The sequence below is a fragment of the Dolichospermum sp. UHCC 0259 genome (assembly GCF_009711935.1).
GTDB lineage: Bacteria > Cyanobacteriota > Cyanobacteriia > Cyanobacteriales > Nostocaceae > Dolichospermum.
This window is the reverse complement of sequence record NZ_VIKX01000141.1, coordinates 9,235-11,228: the sequence shown is the minus strand read 5'-3', so window position 1 is coordinate 11,228 and position 1,994 is coordinate 9,235. Positions and strand designations below refer to the sequence as shown.

Genomic DNA, 1,994 nt, shown 5'->3' with positions numbered 1-1,994 from the left:
TTGATTCAATCAAAGCAGCAATTATGGCTTTTATTAACCATAAATCTATGATTAATCAGTCAAAGATTAATGAACTGATTTATGAAGTTAGAGAGGTAGTCGGGGCTAAAAATAGCGAAAATTCTCAACTACTATCTGATGGACTAAGAAGCATTAACAACGATATCCAGGAGTCGAATAAACAGTTTAAAAGTAGCGTCAAGCAATGCCTTTCAGCCTTTGATATCCCCGCGCTCAAGGCATCGTAGGCAATTCAAAATCAAGATTAATCCTCAATATTTTTTAATAGGATTAATCTTAATCGCTGGGTTATTTGCTGTTGATAAAGTTAGATTCAGTAGCAGCATAACTAAACCAGAACATCGTTATTTTACCGATCCGAACTATTATCTGGAATTACCAAAATGAACCAAATCAAACCAGCGAAAACACCCCGACTGCGAAACCATATCCTTCCCAAAGGTAAGGTACTTGCTACTACATTAGACCGCAAATTCGGAGTATCACTTGCCGATTTTGACCGCGCTATCGGTGGCGATGTAGCAGCAGCCCAAAAGATAGGAGAACTTGCTAGACAAGGTAGGTTATCCCAAGAATTAGCTCCTAAGTTGGCGCAAGCTTACATCGAGATTATTAATGGTAGCGAGGCTTACAATAAGGCAACGGCGGACATTCTACTGCAAGCTGGTAAGAGTGCGATCGCTATTGATAAAGCTGGCTCACAAGTCATGTTAGGTCAACAGAAGTTTGTCCACCAAAGACAAGAATTAGCTCAGGAATTTGTACTTGGTAAGAATACCGAAAATACCCGCCATAAGTATCAAGTAAACTACACCCAAATTAAGGGATATATTGATGCTCACTTGGTAGGAGTTGATCAGCAGGTAGCGATTTTAGAACAATCAAATCGTCCCGAAATAAAACAAGTTGCTGCAGACGAACAATATCAGCAAAAGACAATGAACGAAGCCTTAAATAAGGGTGAGAACGCTCGATACGACCTGATTCCTGAGAAAAATTACAGGGGAATTAAAGGCAAGTTTCAGGAGTTTATGGGCGCATTAGGTTTCTAAAATTAATCCCCCTGGCAACTGTGAATTACCGGGGGGATAGCATCAGGTCAAACTATCACTTATTACTATGTTAGCACCTATCCCTCCCACTTTTGATGATATTGATCAAGAAGATAATGAGTCTCAGTTACCCGGAGAAACTATTAGATATCTTACCCATATAGAAAATAAAATCTATGCTGACATAGAGCGCAGGAAGCGTATAGATTCAGGTTTGTTGTTTATCGCGTGTCAATTCTCCTCTTGTAGTTTATCGTGGTTGCTGTTTCAACTGCAGGTGACATTAAGTATTATTCAACTAGCTTCATTTTGTGTATCCTGCCTCCCCGGATTAATTGATTTTGGCGACAGTTTTAACTTTTCAATATCATCTGAATCATGGGAATTTTCGCTAGGTCAAAAGCCGCTTGTAGGCATAGTAAAATTGGGAATTGGTATTACCACAACCCTTAATGGAACAGGTAAAATATCTAAAGAAATTACCAATACCTACTCCCAAATAAATCAAACTTATCAAGAAATTCGTAGCAACGAAGGGTTAAGTTTCCAACTACCAGATATGGGAATGACTTTGTTAATAGCATTATCTGGTTTAGCATTATTAACAATGTTTAAAAAGTTTTCATTTAACAATAATCAGGAGAATAAAAATGAGATTCAGGAATAATCAAAGCTGGTTTAGCTTGTTTATTAGCAGTTTAGCAACTGTAATTTTTATTAACTACTTAATCACTGGTTTTATTGATTATGTTCACAGCATAAATGACTTGCTCAACTGGTTAAAACAGTCGGGAATTGGGGAGAATTTGTATAGATTTTTTGGAGGTAGATAATGCAAGAAATTGAAAAATTTAACTACCAATTAAGTAGTTTTTCACTCTCCCCCCACTTTCGAGAGTTTATAGGGTAGGTAGAAGTAGG

The 1,994-nt window shown here is 37.5% G+C and carries 2 protein-coding genes and 1 pseudogene; all 3 read left to right on the top strand.

Annotation, left to right across the window (positions count from 1 at the left end; genetic code table 11):
* Positions 1 to 248: pseudogene (locus tag FJR05_RS11400) on the top strand (hypothetical protein); the annotation flags it as partial.
* Positions 249 to 404: 156 nt separating this feature from the next.
* Positions 405 to 1,073, top strand: coding sequence for a hypothetical protein (locus tag FJR05_RS11395; protein WP_168644192.1), 669 nt, complete (start codon positions 405 to 407; stop codon positions 1,071 to 1,073).
* A gap of 67 nt (positions 1,074 to 1,140) precedes the next feature.
* The gene (locus tag FJR05_RS11390) at positions 1,141 to 1,740 is read left to right on the top strand and encodes a hypothetical protein (RefSeq protein ID WP_168644191.1); all 600 of its coding nucleotides are present in this window, start codon (positions 1,141 to 1,143) and stop codon (positions 1,738 to 1,740) included.
* The last annotated feature ends 254 nt before the right edge of the window (positions 1,741 to 1,994 follow it).